General features: G+C 70.3%; 16 protein-coding genes. 14 read left to right on the forward strand and 2 right to left on the reverse strand.

Annotation, left to right across the window (positions count from 1 at the left end; all coding sequences use genetic code 11):
* The first annotated feature begins 5 nt into the window (after nt 1-5).
* The 10 genes from ACGFZA_RS33375 (at nt 6) to ACGFZA_RS33420 (ending at nt 8,153) form a co-directional block, all read left to right on the forward strand.
* Complete coding sequence (locus tag ACGFZA_RS33375; RefSeq protein WP_385277388.1) at nt 6-962, forward strand: Rossmann-like and DUF2520 domain-containing protein; 957 nt, start codon at nt 6-8, stop codon at nt 960-962.
* Nucleotides 959-1,975 carry a pantoate--beta-alanine ligase gene (gene panC / locus ACGFZA_RS33380; protein ID WP_393684114.1) on the forward strand — a complete coding sequence of 339 codons (1,017 nt, stop codon included), beginning with the start codon at nt 959-961 and terminating at the stop codon, nt 1,973-1,975. Before ACGFZA_RS33375 ends, panC begins: the two co-directional genes overlap by 4 nt.
* Nucleotides 1,972-3,708: an L-aspartate oxidase gene (locus ACGFZA_RS33385; RefSeq protein WP_393684116.1), complete on the forward strand. Its 1,737-nt coding sequence runs from the start codon at nt 1,972-1,974 to the stop codon at nt 3,706-3,708. Before panC ends, ACGFZA_RS33385 begins: the two co-directional genes overlap by 4 nt.
* Before the next feature lie 2 nt (nt 3,709-3,710).
* Nucleotides 3,711-4,754 carry a carboxylating nicotinate-nucleotide diphosphorylase gene (gene nadC, locus ACGFZA_RS33390; RefSeq protein ID WP_393684118.1) on the forward strand — a complete coding sequence of 348 codons (1,044 nt, stop codon included), beginning with the start codon at nt 3,711-3,713 and terminating at the stop codon, nt 4,752-4,754.
* Nucleotides 4,754-5,551, forward strand: a complete 798-nt coding sequence (locus ACGFZA_RS33395; protein ID WP_024493731.1) for a type III pantothenate kinase — start codon at nt 4,754-4,756, stop codon at nt 5,549-5,551. The genes nadC and ACGFZA_RS33395 overlap by 1 nt, the downstream gene beginning before the upstream one ends.
* Before the next feature lie 183 nt (nt 5,552-5,734).
* Nucleotides 5,735-6,310 carry a hypothetical protein gene (locus ACGFZA_RS33400; RefSeq protein WP_385277418.1) on the forward strand — a complete coding sequence of 192 codons (576 nt, stop codon included), beginning with the start codon at nt 5,735-5,737 and terminating at the stop codon, nt 6,308-6,310.
* Between the two features lie 42 nt (nt 6,311-6,352).
* Nucleotides 6,353-6,532, forward strand: a complete 180-nt coding sequence (locus tag ACGFZA_RS33405) for a hypothetical protein (protein ID WP_385277397.1) — start codon at nt 6,353-6,355, stop codon at nt 6,530-6,532.
* Between the two features lie 124 nt (nt 6,533-6,656).
* Nucleotides 6,657-7,106, forward strand: coding sequence for a BlaI/MecI/CopY family transcriptional regulator (locus tag ACGFZA_RS33410; RefSeq protein WP_393684121.1), 450 nt, complete (start codon nt 6,657-6,659; stop codon nt 7,104-7,106).
* Between the two features lie 9 nt (nt 7,107-7,115).
* Nucleotides 7,116-7,673, forward strand: a complete 558-nt coding sequence (locus tag ACGFZA_RS33415) for an amino-acid N-acetyltransferase (protein WP_385277401.1) — start codon at nt 7,116-7,118, stop codon at nt 7,671-7,673.
* Between the two features lie 144 nt (nt 7,674-7,817).
* A complete protein-coding gene (locus tag ACGFZA_RS33420; RefSeq protein ID WP_359134104.1) occupies nt 7,818-8,153 on the forward strand; it encodes an Lsr2 family protein in 336 nt (111 codons plus the stop codon).
* Here ACGFZA_RS33420 and ACGFZA_RS33425 read toward each other — a convergent pair.
* Nucleotides 8,132-8,752 carry an SCO3374 family protein gene (locus tag ACGFZA_RS33425; protein ID WP_385277403.1) on the reverse strand — a complete coding sequence of 207 codons (621 nt, stop codon included), beginning with the start codon at nt 8,750-8,752 and terminating at the stop codon, nt 8,132-8,134. The genes ACGFZA_RS33420 and ACGFZA_RS33425 overlap by 22 nt on opposite strands.
* Before the next feature lie 442 nt (nt 8,753-9,194).
* Between ACGFZA_RS33425 and ACGFZA_RS33430 the strand changes: the two genes are divergently transcribed.
* The 3 genes from ACGFZA_RS33430 to ACGFZA_RS33440 all read left to right on the forward strand — a co-directional run bounded on the left by ACGFZA_RS33430 (nt 9,195) and on the right by ACGFZA_RS33440 (nt 14,449).
* Entirely contained in the window at nt 9,195-11,723 is a 2,529-nt protein-coding gene (locus tag ACGFZA_RS33430) for an ATP-dependent Clp protease ATP-binding subunit (RefSeq protein WP_148020025.1), read from the forward strand.
* A 223-nt stretch (nt 11,724-11,946) separates the two neighbouring features.
* The gene (locus tag ACGFZA_RS33435) at nt 11,947-13,140 is read left to right on the forward strand and encodes a PQQ-binding-like beta-propeller repeat protein (protein ID WP_393684125.1); all 1,194 of its coding nucleotides are present in this window, start codon (nt 11,947-11,949) and stop codon (nt 13,138-13,140) included.
* Nucleotides 13,141-13,723: 583 nt separating this feature from the next.
* A complete protein-coding gene (locus ACGFZA_RS33440; RefSeq protein WP_385289103.1) occupies nt 13,724-14,449 on the forward strand; it encodes a M23 family metallopeptidase in 726 nt (241 codons plus the stop codon).
* Nucleotides 14,450-14,470: 21 nt separating this feature from the next.
* On the opposite strand, the gene ACGFZA_RS33445 is transcribed toward ACGFZA_RS33440, so the two are convergent.
* Nucleotides 14,471-15,055: a TetR/AcrR family transcriptional regulator gene (locus ACGFZA_RS33445; protein WP_385289106.1), complete on the reverse strand. Its 585-nt coding sequence runs from the start codon at nt 15,053-15,055 to the stop codon at nt 14,471-14,473.
* Nucleotides 15,056-15,178: 123 nt separating this feature from the next.
* On the opposite strand from ACGFZA_RS33445, the gene ACGFZA_RS33450 reads away from it, so the two are divergent.
* Nucleotides 15,179-16,750, forward strand: a complete 1,572-nt coding sequence (locus ACGFZA_RS33450) for an MDR family MFS transporter (protein ID WP_393684128.1) — start codon at nt 15,179-15,181, stop codon at nt 16,748-16,750.
* Nucleotides 16,751-16,767: the final 17 nt, after the last annotated feature.

A 16,767-nucleotide genomic window follows, 5' to 3' on the forward strand; every position in this document is an offset into this window, starting at 1 on the left:
GCCGCGTGAATACAACTGCCTCTCAGGACCCCCTCGACGCGAGGGACCGCCCCGCCCGGCTCACCGTCGGCGTCGTGGGCGCGGGCCGCGTCGGCCCTGCCCTCGCCGCGTCCCTGGCACTCGCAGGGCACCGCCCCGTCGCCGTGTCGGGCGTCTCCGACGCCTCGGTGCGCCGCGCCGCCGCCCTGCTTCCCGACGTCCCCCTGGTCACGCCCGCCGAGGTCCTCGCGCGCGCGGAACTGGTCCTGCTGACGGTGCCCGACGACGCCCTGCCGGGGCTCGTCGAGGGCCTCGCCGAGACCGGTGCGGTCCGCCCGGGCCAGCTGATCGTCCACACCTCGGGGCGGTACGGGACGAAGGTGCTGGATCCCGCGCTGCGGGCCGGTGCCCTGCCGCTCGCCCTGCACCCGGCGATGACGTTCACCGGTACCTCCGTGGACGTCCAGCGACTGGCCGGCTGCTCCTTCGGGGTCACCGCCCCCGAGCAGCTGCGGCTCGCCGCCGAGGCGCTGGTCATCGAGATGGGCGGCGAGCCCGAGTGGATCGCCGAGGAGTCCCGCCCGCTGTACCACGCGGCGCTCGCCCTCGGCGCGAACCACCTGGTCACCCTGGTCGCCCAGTCGATGGAGCTGCTGCGCACGGCCGGGGTCGCCGCCCCCGACCGGATGCTCGGCCCGCTCCTCGGCGCCGCCCTGGACAACGCCCTGCGCTCCGGTGACGCCGCCCTGACCGGCCCGGTCGCCCGGGGCGACGCGGGCACGGTCGCCGCGCACATCGGCGAGCTGCGCACCCACGCCCCGCAGGCGGTCGCCGGTTACGTCGCGATGGCCCGCGCCACCGCCGACCGCGCACTCTCCCACGGCATGCTCAAGCCGGAGCTCGCCGAAGACCTGCTCGACGTCCTGGCCGACGGTTCGGGCGCATCCGGCAGCGCGGGCACCGGACCGGAGGAGTCCCGATGACCGCATCCGCCTCCACGCTGCTCCGCACCGCCGCCGAACTGGCGGGGTACGCCCCCGAAGGCGAGCGGTCCGGGCGTGCCGTCGTCATGACGATGGGCGCTCTGCACGAGGGCCACGCCTCCCTGATACAAACCGCACGCGCGGTTATCGGACCGGCCGGCCAGGTCGTCGTCACGGTCTTCGTCAACCCGCTCCAGTTCGGGGAGGCCGCCGACCTCGACCGCTACCCGCGCACCCTGGACGCCGATCTCGCGGTGGCCGGCGCGGCCGGCGCCGACGTGGTCTTCGCGCCGTCCGTCGACGAGGTCTACCCCGGTGGCGAACCGCAGGTCCGGATCTCCGCGGGCCCGATGGGCGAGCGCCTGGAAGGCGCGTCCCGGCCCGGTCACTTCGACGGCATGCTCACCGTCGTCGCCAAGCTGCTGCACCTCACCCGCCCCGACATCGCGCTGTTCGGGCAGAAGGACGCCCAGCAGCTGGCGCTGATCCGCCGCATGGTGCGCGATCTGAACTTCCCCGTGGAGATCCTGGGCGTGGAGACGGCCCGGGAGCCCGACGGCCTGGCGCTCTCCAGCCGCAACCGTTTCCTCGACGTGTACGAGCGCCACACCGCGCTCGCCCTGTCACGGGCGCTGTTCGCGGCCCGTGACCGGCTCGCCGCCCAGCAGGCGCTGCACGCCCGCGCGCAGACCACCGGGGCCACCGAGGGCAGGGCCGCCGGACTCACCCGGCTCGGTGAGGCCAGGCTGGCCGCCGATGCCCAGGCGGTCGCCCGGGCACGGCCGGACGGCGGCCCCGCGGCCGTCCGCGCGGCGGCCCGCGCGGTCCTGGACGAGGCGGCGGCCGACCATCCCCCGCTCGCCCTCGACTACCTGGCGCTCGTGGACCCGGCGGACTTCACCGAGATCCCCGACGACCGCACGGCGGGCGACGCGATCCTCGCCGTCGCCGCCCGGGTGGGCGCCACCCGCCTCATCGACAACATCCCGCTGACCTTCGGAGCCACCGCGTGACCGGAATACGGCTGACCGCCCCCGCCCCAGGCTGGTCCATCGACGCCGATGTCGTGGTCGTCGGCTCCGGCGTGGCCGGACTCACCACCGCACTGCGCTGCGCCGCCGCCGGCCTCGCCACCGTCGTCGTCACCAAGGCCCGGCTCGACGACGGCTCGACCCGCTGGGCCCAGGGCGGCGTCGCCGCGGCCCTGGGTGAGGGCGACACTCCGCAGCAGCACCTGGACGACACCCTGGTGGCGGGCGCCGGGCTGTGCGACGAGGAGGCGGTCCGCACCCTCGTCACCGAGGGCCCCGACGCCGTACGCCGGCTGATCGGCACCGGCGCCCACTTCGACACCGCGGACGACGGCACCATCGCGCTGACCCGTGAGGGCGGCCACCACCGCCGCCGCATCGCCCACGCGGGCGGCGACGCGACGGGCGCGGAGATCTCCCGCGCCTTGGTCGAAGCGGTCCGCGAGGCGGCCCTGCACACCGTCGAGAACGCCCTCGTGCTCGACCTGCTCACCGACGCCGAAGGCCGCACCGCGGGCGTCACCCTGCACGTCATGGGCGAGGGTCAGCACGACGGCGTCGGCGCGGTCAACGCCCCCGCGGTCATCCTCGCCACCGGCGGCATGGGCCAGGTCTTCTCCGCCACCACCAACCCGCCGGTCGCCACGGGCGACGGCGTGGCACTCGCGCTGCGGGCCGGCGCGGAGGTCTCGGACCTCGAATTCGTCCAGTTCCACCCCACGGTCCTCTTCCTCGGAGCCGGTGCCGAGGGCCAGCAGCCGCTCGTCTCGGAAGCGGTACGGGGCGAGGGCGCCCATCTCGTCGACGCCTCCGGTACGCGCTTCATGGTCGGGCAGCACGAACTGGCGGAGCTGGCCCCGCGCGACATCGTCGCCAAGGCCATCACCCGCCAGATGCAGCTGCACGGCACCGAGCACATGTACCTGGACGCCCGTCACTTCGGCGCCGAGATGTGGGAGCAGCGCTTCCCCACCATCCTGGCGGCCTGCCGCGCCCATGGCATCGACCCGGTCACCGAGCCGATCCCGATCTCCCCGGCCGCGCACCACGCCTCCGGCGGCGTCCGCACCGACCTGCGGGGACGCACGACCGTGCCCGGCCTCTACGCCTGTGGCGAGGTCGCCTGCACCGGGGTGCACGGCGCGAACCGGCTGGCGTCCAACTCGCTGCTGGAAGGCCTCGTCTTCGCCGAGCGCATCGCGGCCGACATCGTCGAGGGCCTGCCCTGGGACGGCACCGGCACCGGCGCCGGCAGTCCCGCGCCCTCCCCCCTGCTGCCGCCCGAGTCGCGGAGCACGATCCAGCGCATCATGACCCGCGGCGCCGGTGTCGTGCGGTCGGCCGACAGTCTCGCCCGGGCCGCCGATGAGCTGGAGGACCTGCACCGCAGCGCGTTCCTGAAGGCCGGGGCGGCCGAGCCCAAGGACGCGGTGCCGGGGGTCGAGGCCTGGGAGGTCACCAACCTGCTCCTGGTCGCCCGGGTCCTGGTCGCCGCCGCCCGCCGGCGCGAGGAGACCCGCGGCTGCCACTGGCGCGACGACCGGCCCGAGCGCGACGACGAGAACTGGCGCCGCCACCTCGTCGTCCGGCTCACCCCCGACCGCCGGCTCGTCCTCCGTCGGACGGATACCGAGGCATTCGGGCCCGTACAGCCGTCCGGGGCACCAGACTGCGCAGCAACAGGCACCACCCACCCCACTCCCGAGGAGCCGTAACCGTGAGCACGCCCGAAGAGAATCCGCGCCCCACACCCGTGGACGTACCGCTGATCCAGATCGGCGTGCCCGCACCTGCCGCGGGCGGCTGCGGGGACGGCTGCGGCTGCGGCGGGGAGGACGGCTACGACCCGGACGCCCTGGAGTGCGGGCTCGACCCCGCGCTCGCCCAGCTCCTCGCCGAGGCGGGCCTGGACCCGGTCACCGTCGAGGACGTCGCGCACGTCGCCATCGAGGAGGACCTCGACGGCGGGGTGGACGTCACGACCGTCGCCACCGTCCCCGAGGACGCGGTGGCCACCGGCGACTTCACCGCCCGTGAGGCGGGTGTGGTGGCCGGTCTGCGGGTCGCCGAGGCCGTTCTCTCCATCGTCTGTACGGACGAGTTCGAGGTCGAGCGGCACGTCGAGGACGGCGACCGCGTCGTCCCGGGCCAGAAGCTGCTGACCGTCACCACCCGCACGCGCGACCTGCTGACCGGTGAGCGCAGCGCGCTCAACCTGCTGTGCAGGCTCTCCGGCATCGCCACCGCCACCCGCGCCTGGGCCGATGTGCTGGAGGGCACGAAGGCCGAGGTCCGCGACACCCGCAAGACGACTCCGGGCCTGCGCGCCCTGGAGAAGTACGCGGTGCGCTGCGGCGGCGGGGTCAACCACCGCATGTCGCTGTCCGACGCCGCACTGGTCAAGGACAACCACGTGATCGCCGCGGGCGGGGTCGCCGAGGCGTTCAAGCGGGTCAGGGAGGAGTTCCCGGACCTCGCGATCGAGGTCGAGGTCGACACGCTTCAGCAGGTCACCGAGGTCCTGGACGCCGGTGCCGATCTGATCCTGCTGGACAACTTCACCCCGTCGCAGACGGCCGAGGCCGTCGCCCTCGTCGGCGGCCGCGCGGTCCTGGAGTCCTCGGGCCGGCTGTCCCTCGACTCCGCCCGCGCCTACGCGGAGGCCGGTGTGGACTACCTCGCCGTCGGCGCTCTGACCCACTCCTCGCCGATCCTCGACATCGGCCTGGACTTCCGTGACACCGACGGGGCCGGCGCCTGATGCTGCTCACCATCGACGTCGGCAACACCCACACGGTCCTCGGACTGTTCGACGGTGAGGAGATCGTCGAGCACTGGCGCATCTCCACCGATGCCCGCCGCACGGCCGACGAGCTGGCGGTGCTGCTCCAGGGCCTGATGGGCATGCACCCGCTGCTGGGCATGGAGCTGGGCGACGGCATCGAGGGCATCGCGATCTGCTCCACGGTGCCGGCCGTCCTGCACGAGCTGCGCGAGGTGACCCGCCGCTACTACGGGGACGTCCCCGCCGTCCTCGTCGAACCTGGCATCAAGACCGGTGTGCCGATCCTGATGGACAACCCGAAGGAGGTCGGCGCGGACCGCATCATCAACGCGGTCGCCGCCGTCGACCTGTACGGCGGCCCGGCGATCGTCGTCGACTTCGGCACCGCCACCACCTTCGACGCGGTCTCCGCCCGGGGCGAGTACACCGGTGGCGTCATCGCCCCCGGTATCGAGATCTCGGTCGAGGCACTGGGCGTCAAGGGAGCGCAGCTGCGCAAGATCGAGCTGGCCCGGCCGCGCAGCGTGATCGGGAAGAACACCGTCGAGGCCATGCAGGCGGGCATCATCTACGGCTTCGCCGGCCAGGTCGACGGTGTCGTCGGACGCATGAAGAAGGAGCTGGCGGCCGACCCCGACGACGTCACGGTGATCGCGACGGGCGGCCTTGCTCCGATGGTGCTGGGCGAGTCCTCCGTCATCGACGAGCACGAGCCCTGGCTCACGCTCATCGGGCTGCGCCTGGTGTACGAGCGCAACGTGTCGCGTCTCTGAGCCGCGGCCCGGAAGGTCCCGTCCGGCCCGCGGACACGCCGGGTATGACGCGGGCCCGGCCGGCGCACGCCCCGGCGCGGTGGCTCACGGAGCCGCCGCGCCACCGACGGCCAGTTAAACGGATTTTGTCTATTTAGCACGTATTGTCGCGCTATGCCCACGCCCTACGGATCACGCGGCGGTATGGCGTTCAGCGCGGACGAGCTGCGAGTGCTCCGCCGTGCCCTCGCCATCGCCCTCCACCCCGCGCCCCTGCCCGACGAGGACGTCCAGGACTGCCTGCGGCTGGCCGGCGCCGTCGACGAGGCGGTCGGCGAGGCCGGACGGCTGCGCGCCTTCCTCCTCGCCGACCTCGTCCGCTACCGAAACGCCCTCCCCGGCTCCCTCAGCGGATATCTGGAACGCCTCCAGGACGCCCTGGCGGCCGGGTACGACCCCCGCCCCGAGGATCTCGCCGCTCTGCGCGCCCTGCGTGGCGGAGCGGCCGCCGCGGCGCTCCTGGAGCGCTGCCAGGTGCTCGCGGAGCGCTCGGTGCGGGCCCGCCTCGCCGGCCGCGCGGTCTCCGCGACGGCGCCCGCGCCCCGCAGCAGACTGCTGGCCCTGCCCGGCGGCCGTGCGGCGGAGCCCGAGAAGCCGAAGGCCCCGGCGGCCCCGGTCCGTCCGGCCGCTCCGTCCGAGCGCCCGGCGCCGAAGCCCTCCGAGGTCTTCCCGCCCCGCCGCCGCCCGGTCCCGCCACCGCAGCAACGCGCCGCGGGGTAGGGCGCTGCGACGGGTGCGGCCGGGCTCGCTACTCTGGACGCCATGGACTACGTATCCGCGCTTGTGCCCCCCGTGGTGATGGCCGCCTTCTTCATCGGCCTGGTCGTGACGATCGTCAAGAGCCAGGGCGGGCCGAACAAGGCCAAGGAGGACGCGGCCGTGGACGCGGCGATCAGCCACGCGGAATCGGCTCAGCGGACGCCGCGCGCCGACGGGGTCTGACCTCCGGGTCCCGCGCTTCCCGCGCACCGCACACATACGAAGGGCGTACGGCTCCCGAGAGCCGTGCGCCCTTTCGCTGTGTAAATAACCGGCCATTCCAGACATCTGGCACTAGGGTGACGCTGTGCCCCGCCAATTGGGAGAGCTGGAAGACGCCGTGATGACGCGGGTCTGGCAATGGAACCGACCGGTAACCGTGCGGGAAGTCCTTGAAGACCTTCAGCAGGAGCGGTCCATCGCCTACACCACCGTCATGACGGTTATGGACAATCTCCATCAGAAGGGCTGGGTGCGCCGGGAAGTGGACGGCCGCGCATATCGATATACGGCGGTCTCCACCCGCGCCGCGTACTCGGCCGCACTGATGAACGAAGCCTGGTCGCAGAGCGACAACCCCGCGGCCGCACTGGTCGCCTTCTTCGGCATGATGTCGGCCGAGCAGCGTGACGCCCTTCGGGACGCCATGCGGATCGTTCTGCCCACACTTCCCGAGGACGCCGTGCAGCCGGCCGAGGAAGGTTCCGGTGAAGGTGTCCAAGCGGCCGATGACGCGGAGCCGGACACCGGGCGATAGCGTCGGGGTATGTCCTCAGAGCTTCCGCATACCGATTTCCAGACCGATCCGTCTGTTATAAACCCCGCCATCACCGTCCGCCGCGCGAGGACGAGCGATGTCGCCTCGGTCCGGCGACTCCTCGACGGCTACGTACGAGAAGGCATCCTGCTCGACAAAGCGACGGTGACGCTTTACGAGGACATCCAGGAGTTCTGGATCGCCGAACGCGACGAGGACGCCCGGGTCATCGGCTGCGGCGCACTGCACGTGATGTGGGAAGACCTGGCCGAAGTCCGTACTCTCGCGGTCGATCACAGCATCAAGGGGGCCGGAGTCGGGCACCAAGTGCTGGACAAGTTGTTGCAGACGGCCCGCTGGCTGGGTGTGCGACGGGTTTTCTGTCTCACCTTCGAAGTCGACTTCTTCGCGAAGCACGGCTTCGTGGAGATCGGAGAGACGCCGGTCGACGGAGATGTCTACAGTGAGCTGCTGCGTTCCTATGACGAGGGAGTCGCGGAGTTCCTCGGTCTCGAACGAGTGAAGCCGAACACCTTGGGCAACAGCCGGATGCTTCTGCACCTGTGACCGTCGGAAGAAGAGCGATCCCTATGTCCGAATCGCGCATGTTTCCCGGCTTCTTGTGCTCCTGAACCTCTCCCGGGGGTTTGTGTTTTCCGGGGAAAAGCGGTTTCCTTTCCGCGTACTCCATTTTCGATGAAAGGAAATCCGGTGGCGCAGAAGGTTCAGGTCCTTCTTGTTGACGACCTCGACGGCGGCGAGGCGGACGAGACCGTGACGTTCGCTCTCGATGGCAAGACGTACGAGATTGACCTCACCACGAGCAACGCGGACAAGCTCCGGTCGCTTCTTGAGCCGTACGCGAAGAGCGGCCGGCGTACCGGTGGCCGCGCGGCGTCCGGACGCGGCAAGGGCCGTGCCGTTCCCGGTGGCAACAAGGACACCGCCGAGATCCGTAAGTGGGCGCGCGAGAACGGCCACAATGTGAATGACCGTGGCCGCGTTCCCGCGGAGATCCGTGAGGCTTACGAGAAGGCCAACGGCTGATCAGCCGTTTCATCGGGGGACATCCCCGTCCGGGCACGCGTCAACCGGGCCCGGTGGCATTCCGTCGCCACGGCGTCCACGAGCCGGATGAGATCGGGAGCATCCCCACCCCTGCTCCCGAAGCCGGAGAGAGCCGGAAACACCGGTTCTCCCTCCTGCTCGTGCGTTGGGCAGGGGGGCCGCAGCCATACGGCGGCCCCCGGCGGACCCGGCCGGCCCGGCGGTGGCGGTGCGGTGATCCGTCCGCCCGAGCCGACAGCGGTCAGCTCCAGGGCGACCCCGCCCCACTCCAGCCAGTCGAGCAGCCCGGGCAGCTCGTCGGCGCTCCCCGGCGCCACCAGCAGACTCATCCGCCGGCCCGTCAGCGCCACCGGACCGGTGCGACCCACCCGCCGCAGCGCCGCGTGGCCGGCGTCGGCGGGAACGACGAGCGCGTCGAACCGCAGCCCGGTCAGTAGCCGCACGGGTGCGCTGCCGGCGGTTGCCCAGCCGAGCTCCTGCTCGTACCACCGGGCGCAGGCGCTCCGCGAAGCACCATCGGCGCGGCCGCCCCGCTCTGCGGGGAGCGCGGCGCGGGGCGGTGGGACGGTGAGGGTCATGACGGAAGAACTCCCGATCCCCGCCCGGGGTTACGCACAGTCCCTGATCGAACGCATAGTGTGTCCGGGTTGGGGGCGTACGGGCGCATTCGGGAGTACGAAGATGTTCGCCCGTAGCGGAGGGAACCCGCGTACGCCGCATGGACTGTCTGTAATTGCGGGTAAGACATCCCTAGTGGGGAGGGGCGACACGCAAGCCACGGACGTCTCACGTTCGCCATCGGCGTACTGGCGATAGGGGTATCTGCCTGGCCTGCGGGAACATCGTCTCGCACCATCGGGTTGGAGGAGTTGTCGGCGTTCGGGGCAGGAGATCCCCCCGGGAAGCAGGGCCGGGTGTCGGCAGTTGAAATGAGCGGTCCCCGCTTGCGGGACTAAGCTGCGGAAGGACAGGGAGGGGACCGACCCCTTACTGCCTGACCGCTCTGAGGAGCGATTAACGATGTTCGAGAGGTTCACCGACCGCGCGCGGCGGGTTGTCGTCCTGGCTCAGGAAGAAGCCCGGATGCTCAACCACAACTACATCGGCACCGAGCACATCCTCCTGGGCCTGATCCACGAGGGTGAGGGTGTCGCCGCTAAGGCCCTGGAGAGCCTCGGGATTTCGCTCGAGGCGGTCCGCCAGCAGGTGGAGGAGATCATCGGTCAGGGCCAGCAGGCCCCGTCCGGGCACATCCCCTTCACACCCCGAGCCAAGAAGGTCCTGGAGCTGTCGCTCCGCGAGGCCCTTCAGCTCGGCCACAACTACATCGGCACCGAGCACATCCTGCTCGGCCTGATCCGCGAGGGCGAGGGCGTCGCAGCCCAGGTCCTCGTGAAGCTGGGCGCCGACCTCAACCGGGTGCGCCAGCAGGTCATCCAGCTGCTGTCCGGCTACTCGGGCGGCAAGGAGGCGGCCACAGCGGGCGGCCCCGCGGAGGGCACGCCCTCCACGTCCCTGGTGCTCGACCAGTTCGGCCGGAATCTCACCCAGGCCGCTCGTGAATCCAAGCTCGACCCGGTCATCGGGCGCGAGAAGGAGATCGAGCGGGTCATGCAGGTGCTGTCCCGCCGTACGAAGAACAACCCGGTCCTCATCGGCGAGCCCGGCGTCGGCAAGACGGCGGTCGTCGAGGGCCTGGCGCAGGCCATCGTCAAGGGCGAGGTGCCCGAGACCCTCAAGGACAAGCACCTCTACACCCTCGACCTCGGCGCGCTGGTCGCCGGCTCCCGCTACCGCGGTGACTTCGAGGAGCGCCTGAAGAAGGTGCTCAAGGAGATCCGCACCCGCGGCGACATCATCCTGTTCATCGACGAGCTCCACACCCTGGTGGGTGCGGGCGCCGCCGAGGGCGCGATCGACGCGGCGAGCATCCTCAAGCCCATGCTGGCGCGAGGCGAGCTCCAGACCATCGGTGCCACCACGCTCGACGAGTACCGCAAGCACCTGGAGAAGGACGCCGCTCTCGAGCGCCGCTTCCAGCCCATCCAGGTCGCGGAGCCGTCGCTGCCGCACACCATCGAGATCCTCAAGGGTCTGCGCGACCGCTACGAGGCCCACCACCGCGTGTCCATCACGGACGAGGCGCTGGTCCAGGCCGCGACGCTGGCCGACCGCTACATCTCGGACCGCTTCCTGCCGGACAAGGCGATCGACCTGATCGACGAGGCCGGCTCCCGGATGCGCATCCGCCGGATGACCGCGCCGCCGGACCTCCGCGAGTTCGACGAGAAGATCGCGGGCGTGCGTCGCGACAAGGAGTCGGCGATCGACTCCCAGGACTTCGAGAAGGCGGCCTCTCTCCGCGACAAGGAGAAGCAGCTGCTGGCGGCGAAGGCCAAGCGCGAGAAGGAGTGGAAGGCCGGCGACATGGACGTCGTGGCCGAGGTCGACGGCGAGCTCATCGCCGAGGTCCTCGCCACCGCGACCGGCATCCCGGTCTTCAAGCTGACGGAGGAGGAGTCCTCCCGTCTGCTGCGCATGGAGGACGAGCTCCACAAGCGCGTCATCGGGCAGAAGGACGCCATCAAGGCCCTCTCGCAGGCGATCCGCCGTACGCGAGCCGGTCTGAAGGACCCGAAGCGCCCGGGTGGCTCGTTCATCTTCGCCGGTCCGTCCGGTGTCGGTAAGACCGAGCTGTCCAAGACGCTCGCCGAGTTCCTCTTCGGTGACGAGGACGCGCTGATCGCCCTCGACATGTCGGAGTTCAGCGAGAAGCACACGGTTTCCCGACTCTTCGGCTCGCCCCCCGGCTACGTGGGATACGAGGAGGGCGGCCAGCTCACCGAGAAGGTGCGCCGCAAGCCGTTCTCCGTCGTGCTCTTCGACGAGGTCGAGAAGGCCCACCCCGACATCTTCAACTCCCTGCTCCAGATCCTGGAGGACGGTCGCCTGACCGACTCCCAGGGCCGGGTCGTGGACTTCAAGAACACGGTCATCATCATGACGACCAACCTCGGGACCCGGGACATCTCCAAGGGCTTCAACCTGGGCTTCGCCGCCCAGGGCGACGTGAAGACGAACTACGAGCGGATGAAGACGAAGGTCAACGAAGAGCTCAAGCAGCACTTCCGGCCCGAGTTCCTCAACCGTGTCGACGACACGGTCGTCTTCCACCAGCTCACCGAGGAAGACATCATCCAGATCGTCGACCTCATGCTCGCCAAGGTGGACGAGCGTCTGCGGGACCGCGACATGGGCATCGAGCTGAGCCCGGCCGCCAAGTCCCTGCTGGCGAAGAAGGGCTACGACCCCGTGATGGGCGCCCGGCCGCTGCGCCGGACGATCCAGCGCGAGATCGAGGACATCCTCTCCGAGAAGATCCTCTTCGGTGAGCTGCGCCCCGGTCACATCGTGGTCGTCGGCACCGAGGGCGAGGGTGACGAGCAGAAGTTCACCTTCCGAGGCGAGGAGAAGTCGGCTCTGCCCGACGTCCCCCCGATCGAGCAGGCGGCAGGCGGCGCCGGCCCGAACATGACGAAGGAAGCGTGACCGGCGCCTAGCGCCCGAGCACGTACGAAGAGGCGGCCCCGAACCGGTTTCCCACCGGTTCGGGGCCGCCTCTTTGCTGTTGCGCACACAGTGACGGGCGTGTCACAGGGATGTCCCGGTCGGGTCCGTGCAGCGCAGCGGCGGAAAATCGCTGGCTAGTCTGGCCCGGCTTCGGACGCGTTGTCCGGGCGCAGGTGAAACAGCGAGGGGGCCGGGGCAGATCATGCGCGGAAGCGACGTATCACGCAGGCAGATGATGAAGGCGGCGGGAGCCGGGCTGGTGCTGCTGGGGGCCGGGGCGTCGGCCTGCGGGCCGGAGGACGAGCCGGGCGCCGGCGGGCCGGACGTGCCGAAGGAGACGGCCGGGAACCCGGCGCCGGGTTCCAAGCCGCAGCCCGCCTGGCAGCACGCCACCACGTTCGACGGGCTGGCGTGGATCTCCGCGATCGCGGTCGTCGGCAACGTCGTGCTGGTCTCGGGCGACCCGCTGGTGGCCCGCGACATATCCACCGGCAAGGAGATCTGGTCCCGCGCGGAGGTCACCACCCCGGGCGCCAACATGCTCATCGGCGACGGGACGCTCTACCTCCAGAGCGCCCGCTACGACGGGAACATCGTCGGCCTGGACCCCGCGACGGGCAAGGACACCTGGCGCAGCCGGATGGGGGACCAGTACTCCCAGCCCCGGCCCATCGCCGCGGACGCGAACCACGTCTACGTCGTCGCAGGGATCCTGGACAAGGAGTTCAGGACGCCGGAGAACGTGATCGCGGCGATCGACACCACCTCGGGCAAGGTCGTCTGGCGCGAGAAGCGGGACAAGGGGACGGAGCAGAACGGCATCACCGCGCGGGTGGCCGGCAACCGTCTCGTCTACACGGACTTCCGGGAGAACCTCACGGTGCGCGACACCGCGACGGGGCACCAGGTCTGGACGAAGAAGGTCGGCCGGTCCAACAACCGGGGCTTCGTGGTCCACGACGGCCTCGTCATCCTTGCCAACGGGCAGTGGACGCGCGCCTACGACCTGTCGGACGGCAAGGAACGCTGGTCCTTCCGGACCGAGGAGTTCAGCCGGTTCAACGACCCGGCGGTGCTGGACGGCGTCCTCTACGTCTCCGACAGCGCGCACGGCCTCTGGGCAGCCGACCCCGCGACGGGCAAGGCGCACTGGCACGACAAGGGGAGCCTGGACGTCGCCGCCCCCTGGCAGTTCGCGAAGGTGGGCGACGTCCTCTACGGGGCGACGGAGTTCGACAAGGACGGTGGCATCCACGCCTACGACCCCGGCAGCGGGAAGCTGCGCTGGACGTACAACGACGGCAGCGGCGACCTCCAGCGCTGGTACCTGGCGGCGGGCGGCAAGCGGCTCGTGGCCCTGCACGCGAAGAAGGTGACGGCGCTGCCCGTCGGCTGAGGGCTGTCCCGTCATCCCCGGCGGGCGCACGACGACCGCTACGGCACCTCGCCGCGCTGTCGGCGCGGCCCGCGTGCATCCATCCGGGCCCCGGGGGCGTCCCTCCGTCGTGCGACGCACCGCATCCGACACCGTGCGCGGATCCCCCGGAGATGGCGGGGACAGCCTCGTGGACACCGGGCCGAAGGTCCCGAAACGGACAGCCCTTGGTCCCACCGCCGGTGACAAGGCGCACAGCCCTTTCGAGGCCTACTAGGCACCTTAGGAGAAAAGCCCCGGGGCGCGGGTGGGACCTTCGGCCCGGTGCACGGCAGGGCTTTCGGGTGTTTGGGGCGAACTGCCCGAATGGCGGGGCCGTGTCCGGTATGGAGGGTTTGGAACTGGGGTTAAACCTGTTCCGGAGAAGACTTTCGGCAGCGGTTCGGGGGGTGGGGGGCGAACCCCGCGGCAGTGAATTCCCGGGCCTCCGACTACGGCTTTTCTTCGTAGATGGGGGGTTTGAGTGCATCCGGGGGTGCGGGTTACCAAGGTATGGCCAGCCCGGCACGCCGCCGGGTCCAGTCATCCCGGAGGTTTTCTGCTTATGTCGAAGCGCGTTACGTTCCAGACCCGCCGCCCGTCCGCTTCCCGTGTCCGTGGCGCCGTCGTCGCAGCCGGCCTGGGAACGTCGATGGTTCTCGGTGCGGGCGCTGCGTTCGCGGCCGGCACGGCGGGCACCACCGGTACGGCGAACCTGGCCGTGGCCACCACCGCCGAGTCGGTCGCCCAGCAGGCGGCCGCGCAGGGCAAGGCGGCCGAGCACACCGCGGCGAAGAAGGCCGAGGCCAAGAAGAAGGCCCTCGCCAAGAAGAAGGCCGCGAAGAAGGCCGCCGCGAAGAAGGCCGCGAAGCTCGCCTGGGAGACCCCGGTCGACCACTATGAGCTGAGCGCCAGCTTCGGCAACGACGGCAGCCGCTGGGCCCACAAGCACTCCGGCCAGGACTTCGCCGTGCCGATCGGCACCAAGGTCGAGGCCGCGCACAACGGCACCGTCGTGAAGGCCGGCCCGAACGGCGGCGGCGACGGTCCCGCGTACGGCAACGCCATCGTGATCAAGCACAAGAACGGCACGTACTCGCAGTACGCGCACCTGTCGAAGATCCAGGTGCACATCGGTGAGCACGTGAAGAAGGGCGAGAAGATTGCCCTCTCCGGAAACACCGGTAACTCCAGCGGCCCGCACCTGCACTTCGAGATCCGGACCACCGCCAACTACGGTTCGGCGGTCAACCCGGTCAACTTCCTGCACCACCACGGCATCTCGGTCTGATCCGGCCGGGGTACCACCCCGCTACCGGTCGGAACCCGGGTCGTGGGCCAGGGTGACCAGTTCGACGGCGACTTCGAGGGCGGCCTTCCGCTTGTCCTCGGGGTCGCCGTCGACGTCTTTCAGCGCGATCATGCCGGCGTGCAGGGTGAAGAGCGCGCTGAAGCACCGCACCTGGTCGGTGAGCGGTGCGTCGGGATCCTTGATGAGGTCCACGAGTGCCAGGACCCGGTCCTTGATCGTCACGCCGATACTCAGGTCGCGCACGGTCGCCTGGTTCTCCTGCATGAACCGGAAGAGCGGCGCCGCGCCCGCCAGCGCCTCGCTGTAGCGGCTGAGGATCTCCTTCTTCGTCTCCAGGGTGCGCGGCTGCGTCCCGCCCCAGGTGATCAGGTCCTCGACGGGCCGGTTGAGGTCCTCGAAGATGCTGACCAGGATGTCTTCCTTGGTCTTGAAGTGGTAATACAGCGCGGCCTTGGTGACGTCGAGGTGCTCGGCGATCTCGCGCAGTGAGGTCTTCTCGTAGCCCTGCTCGGCGAAGAGGCTCAGGGCAACGTCCTGGATGCGCTGGCGGGTGTCGCCCCGGCGCGGCTGCGGCGTGCTGCCCATGGTGCTCTCCCAAAAACTTACTTGACGCCCGGCTAGTTACGGGGCTACTTTCCCCTAGTGTAGTCAACTAGCCGGGCGGCAAGTAAGTGCCCGGTGTACAGGGGATCTGGGGAGTTGGGGAAGATGGCGGACCTGATGAAGGCGGCGGACGGGAAGGCGGAGGCACCGCCCGGACGGGCGGAGAAGCCCGCCCCGCAGCAGCGCAGTGTGCGGGTGGTGGTGCTCGCCCTGATGATCGCCATGCTGCTGGCCATGCTCGACAACCTGATCGTCGGCACCGCGATGCCGACCATCGTCGGTGACCTCGGCGGCCTCGAGCACCTGTCCTGGGTCGTCACCGCCTACACCCTGGCCACGGCCGCCTCCACCCCCATCTGGGGCAAGCTCGGCGACATGTACGGGCGCAAGGGCATCTTCCTCACGTCCATCGTGATCTTCCTGATCGGCTCGGTCCTCAGCGGCATGGCCCAGGACATGGGCCAGCTGATCGGCTTCCGCGCCGTGCAGGGCCTGGGCGCCGGCGGTCTGATGGTCGGCGTCATGGCGATCATCGGTGACCTCGTGCCGCCCCGCGAGCGCGGCAAGTACCAGGGCATGATGGCCGGCGTCATGGCGATCGCGATGATCGGCGGACCGCTGGTCGGCGGCACCATCACCGATCACCTCGGCTGGCGCTGGAGCTTCTACATCAACCTGCCGCTGGGCGCCGTCGCCCTGGCCATGATCACCATCGTGCTGCACCTGCCCAAGCGGGAGCGCACCAAGGCGAAGGTCGACTACCTCGGCGCCGGACTCCTCACCGTCGGCATCACCGCGATCGTGCTGGTGACCACCTGGGGCGGTTCGGAGTACGACTGGAACTCCGCCGTCATCATGGAGCTCATCGCGATCGGCGTCGCCGCGCTGGCCGGTTTCCTCTTCGTCGAGACCAAGGCCGCCGAGCCGATGATCCCGCTGCACATCTTCCGCAACGCCAACTTCACCCTGATGTCCGTGGTCGGCTTCATGGCGGGCTTCGTGATGTTCGGCGCGGTGCTCTACCTGCCGCTGTTCCAGCAGTCCGTCCAGGGCGCGTCCGCGACCAACTCCGGACTGCTGCTCCTGCCGATGCTGCTGGCGATGATGATCGTCTCGCTGGTCGCCGGGCGGATCACCACCAGCAGCGGCCGGTACAAGATCTTCCCGATCGTGGGATCGATCCTGATGGTCGCCGGACTCTTCCTGCTCTCGACGATGGACACCGACACCACCCGGTTCGTCTCCGGCGTCTACATGGCGGTGCTCGGCGCGGGCATGGGCTTCCTGATGCAGATCACGATGCTCGTCGCGCAGAACAGCGTCGAGATGAAGGACATGGGCGTCGCCTCGTCCTCCACCACCCTGTTCCGCACGCTCGGCAGCTCCTTCGGTGTCGCCATCATGGGCGCGCTGTTCACCGGCCGGGTGAGCGACGAGATGGCCGCCCGCGGTGGTGCGGGCGCCACCATGCACGGCGCCCAGCTGGACGCGGCGAGCCTGGCGAAGCTGCCGGTGCCGGTGCGCGAGGCGTACGAGTACGCGGTGGCGTCCGGTACGCACATCGCCTTCCTGGTCGGTGCCTCGGTCGGACTGATCGCCCTGGTGGCGGCGCTGTTCGTCAAGGAGGTGCCGCTGCGGGGCACCGGACCGGAGAAGCCCCCGGTCGTGGAGGCCTGACCTCCGCACCGCAGGAC

It is taken from the genome of Streptomyces sp. NPDC048211, from assembly GCF_043202315.1.
Classification (GTDB): Bacteria; Actinomycetota; Actinomycetes; order Streptomycetales; family Streptomycetaceae; genus Streptomyces.

Coding starts and splice junctions, on each gene's coding strand:
- panC (WP_393684114.1), top strand. CDS start 959: ATGACCGCATCCGCCTCCACGCTGCTCCGCACCGCCGCCGAACTGGCG.
- ACGFZA_RS33395 (WP_024493731.1), top strand. CDS start 4,754: ATGCTGCTCACCATCGACGTCGGCAACACCCACACGGTCCTCGGACTG.
- ACGFZA_RS33400 (WP_385277418.1), top strand. CDS start 5,735: ATGGCGTTCAGCGCGGACGAGCTGCGAGTGCTCCGCCGTGCCCTCGCC.
- ACGFZA_RS33405 (WP_385277397.1), top strand. CDS start 6,353: ATGGACTACGTATCCGCGCTTGTGCCCCCCGTGGTGATGGCCGCCTTC.
- ACGFZA_RS33415 (WP_385277401.1), top strand. CDS start 7,116: ATGTCCTCAGAGCTTCCGCATACCGATTTCCAGACCGATCCGTCTGTT.
- ACGFZA_RS33425 (WP_385277403.1), bottom strand. CDS start 8,752: ATGACCCTCACCGTCCCACCGCCCCGCGCCGCGCTCCCCGCAGAGCGG.
- ACGFZA_RS33430 (WP_148020025.1), top strand. CDS start 9,195: ATGTTCGAGAGGTTCACCGACCGCGCGCGGCGGGTTGTCGTCCTGGCT.
- ACGFZA_RS33435 (WP_393684125.1), top strand. CDS start 11,947: ATGCGCGGAAGCGACGTATCACGCAGGCAGATGATGAAGGCGGCGGGA.
- ACGFZA_RS33440 (WP_385289103.1), top strand. CDS start 13,724: ATGTCGAAGCGCGTTACGTTCCAGACCCGCCGCCCGTCCGCTTCCCGT.
- ACGFZA_RS33445 (WP_385289106.1), bottom strand. CDS start 15,055: ATGGGCAGCACGCCGCAGCCGCGCCGGGGCGACACCCGCCAGCGCATC.
- ACGFZA_RS33450 (WP_393684128.1), top strand. CDS start 15,179: ATGGCGGACCTGATGAAGGCGGCGGACGGGAAGGCGGAGGCACCGCCC.